The 3,231-nt window shown below is 46.4% G+C and carries 2 protein-coding genes; one reads left to right on the top strand and one right to left on the bottom strand.

All coding sequences use genetic code 11. The features are described 5' to 3' along the window. Positions 1–260: 260 nt before the first annotated feature. Positions 261–1,268, bottom strand: coding sequence for a tRNA dihydrouridine synthase DusB (dusB, locus tag IM509_RS21605; RefSeq protein ID WP_052278562.1), 1,008 nt, complete (start codon positions 1,266–1,268; stop codon positions 261–263). Positions 1,269–1,468: 200 nt separating this feature from the next. Between dusB and IM509_RS21600 the strand changes: the two genes are divergently transcribed. Beyond that, the gene (locus tag IM509_RS21600) at positions 1,469–3,043 is read left to right on the top strand and encodes a glucose-6-phosphate isomerase (RefSeq protein ID WP_052278022.1); all 1,575 of its coding nucleotides are present in this window, start codon (positions 1,469–1,471) and stop codon (positions 3,041–3,043) included. Positions 3,044–3,231: the final 188 nt, after the last annotated feature.

Raw genomic sequence — 3,231 nt, 5'->3', positions numbered from 1 at the left:
AAGGTAAGGGTTTTGTGGCTTTTCTCGCTCCCACAGGTGCAAGATTTTGAGAGAATCGTGCTTCAAAACCTTGCGTCTTCATCGGCCCGCGTCCTGTAGGGGCGAAGCATTCGGATAAAAAATCTACGGTTTCACCGATAGCTTATTGCCCGAATGCTTCGCCCGTACTTTTTCAGCAGCCCCTAGATAGTAAATGTACCTTGTCGATGATGCTGACGAACCAGCAAAAGGTTCGTAAGAACCTACAGCTTATAGCACCGTTATCTGTAAATATTCTCGTTTTCAAGGTTTAATTGGGCAATAGCTCCATCAATTAAATCACAGCCCTCCCCCAGAGATTCGATCCGCGAAAACCGATCGCGCCAAACCGCCGCACCAGTAAAATCCTGACAATACCAAGCCAGATGTTTCCTGGCTTGCCAAATACCGCGTTGTCCCTTGTATAGCCATAGCCCCTGTAAATGCTCTTTAGCTAGGTTTAACAGGTCAATAGAGGTGGGTTGCGGCAACTTTTTGCCTGTTTTGAGGTAATAATCGATTTCCCCCACCAAATAGGGATAACCGAGGGTTCCCCGCGAACACATCACCCCATCGGCCCGAGTAAATTCCAAACAATTAATCGCCGCTTCCACAGAAACAATATCACCATTAGCGATGACAGGAATCGATAAAACCTCCTTCACCCGTTTAATCCATTGCCAATCGGCTGGCCCGTGATAACCCTGTTCCCTAGTGCGTGCGTGCAGGGTCAACATTTGCGCTCCCGCATCTTCCAAACGACGGGCAAAATCGATAATATTAATCTCTTGAGCGTTCCATCCCAAGCGAGTTTTCACCGTTACTGGCACCGATACCGCTCTCACCACTTCCCTAACAATTTGCTCGGCAATTTCTGGCTGTCGTAAAAGGGAAGAACCGCCGCCTTTTTTAGTAATTTTATTAACGGGACAACCCATATTAATATCGATGGTCATCGCTCCTTCTTTAACCGCTTTTTCCGCCGCCACAGCCATAAAATCGGGACGGCAATCAAATAATTGCATACTAATTGGTTGTTCTTTGTCCCCGATAACCATCAATTGCGGTAACTCTTGCAGCTGGGAGATTTCTGTCGCATTAACCATCTCCGTATAGAGCATCGAATCAGGAGCAAAGCGTCTCACCAAGCGCCGAAAAACTAAATCGGTGACACCAGATAAAGGTGATTGCAAGACGCGGCTATGCACTGCTAAATTACCGATTTTGAGAGGGGATGAGTAGATAGCCATAGAACCAGTTAAAAAATCAACAGCCAACACCAGCAAACCGAACAATTAGGGGATAGTTCCGTCACTGTTAACATTTTGCCAACCCCATAATATATGCTTAACCGTCATCTTCTAGTCTAAAACTACCTGTATGATGATTGGAGAGGATAGAATCCTATCTCTCCTAAACGAGTAATTAAACAAAAATTTCGCTTTTTTTTATGGATAATCTGCAACTCTGGCAACGTTACCAAGATTGGTTATACTATCACCCTAACCTAGAACTTTATCTCGATGTCAGTCGGATTCCCTTCGATGAGGCTTTTCTCAAAGGTCTAGAAGCAAAATTTGAGCGTGCTTTCCAAGATATGGCAGCCTTAGAACAGGGTGCGATCGCCAATCCCGACGAACAGCGTATGGTCGGCCACTACTGGCTGCGCGCTCCTGAACTCGCTCCTAACCAGGAATTGCGGGACGAAATCACCGAACCCTTAGCACAGATCAAAGAATTTGTCAAGAAAATTCACTCCGGAGCGATTAAGCCGCCCAATCGGTCAAAATTCACCCATATTCTCTGTGTAGGCATCGGGGGGTCTGCTTTGGGTCCCCAATTCGTCGGTTCGGCTCTATCCCCCCTTAATCCCCCCTTAGAGATTGCTTTTATTGATAATACCGACCCCAAAGGCATCGATCGCACCTTAGCCCATTTACCCCTAGCTACCACCCTCGTTATCGTCACCAGTAAATCCGGCGGCACTCCCGAAGCGAGAAACGGAATGTTAGAAGTCCGCAACGCTTACGAAAAACAGGATTTAGACTTTCCCCAACACGCGGTCGCCGTCACCATGCCGGGTAGCCGACTGGACAAATACGCCCAAGATTGGCTAACTCGTTTCCCCATGCAGGATTGGGTCGGTGGTCGTACATCAGAACTATCCGCCGTCGGTCTTCTCCCGGCCGCTTTGCAGGGTATCGACATTGATGAAATGTTAGCCGGGGCCAAAGAAATGGACATCGCCACCCGCGTCCATAACCTGAAAAAAAATCCTAGCGCCCTACTGGCTCTAGCTTGGTATCATGAGGGCAATGGCAAGGGAGAGAAAGATATGGTGATTCTGCCCTACAAAGACAGTCTCTATCTCTTTAGCCGCTATCTGCAACAATTGGTCATGGAGTCCCTCGGTAAAGAAAAAGACCTCGATGGGAATAAGGTTTACCAAGGTATCGCCGTCTATGGTAACAAAGGTTCCACGGACCAACACGCCTACGTCCAACAATTACGCGAAGGTGTCCCCAATTTCTTCGCCACTTTTATTGAAGTGTTAAAAGACCGACAAGGAGATTCCATCGAAGTGGAAACCGGCTCCACTGCTGGCGATTTCCTCTCAGGATTACTGCAAGGTACTCGACAAGCTTTATACGAAAATAGTCGTCACTCTATCACCATCACTATCCCAGAGGTTACTCCTCGTCAGGTGGGGGCCTTAATCGCCCTCTACGAAAGGGCCGTTAGTTTCTATGCTAGTTTAGTTAACATTAACGCCTACCATCAACCCGGGGTAGAAGCAGGGAAAAAAGCCGCCGCTTCTATTCTGGATTTACAAAGAAAAATCGTGCAAGTTGTTCGGGAAACGGGCACTTCTCTCGACCTAGCCACTCTAGCGGCCAAAATTGGTGCTAGTGACCAAGTTGAAGCCATCTATAAAATTGTCCGTCATCTCAACGCTAATCGGCGCAGTTTAACTATTACCGGCGATTTAAGCAAACCGGAAACGCTCCAAATCTCTGCACGCTAATCAGTTATCAGTTATCAGTTATCAGTTATCAGTTATCAGTTATCAGTTATCGGTTATCAGTTATCAGTTATCAGTTATCAGTTATCAGTTATCAGTTATCAGTTATCAGTTATCAGTTATCAGTTATCAGTTATCAGTTATCAGTTATCAGTTATCAGTTATCAGTTATCAGTTATCAGTTATCAGTT

It is taken from the genome of Microcystis sp. M31BS1, assembly GCF_020245285.1.
GTDB classification, from domain to species: domain Bacteria; phylum Cyanobacteriota; class Cyanobacteriia; order Cyanobacteriales; family Microcystaceae; genus Microcystis; species Microcystis panniformis.
The sequence above is the reverse complement of the archived record's forward strand: the minus strand, read 5'-3'. Positions and strand labels throughout refer to the sequence as shown.

What these genes read in the sequence shown, in the direction of transcription:
- dusB (WP_052278562.1), bottom strand. Translation starts at nt 1,268, where the DNA reads ATGGCTATCTACTCATCCCCTCTCAAAATCGGTAATTTAGCAGTGCAT.
- IM509_RS21600 (WP_052278022.1), top strand. Translation starts at nt 1,469, where the DNA reads ATGGATAATCTGCAACTCTGGCAACGTTACCAAGATTGGTTATACTAT.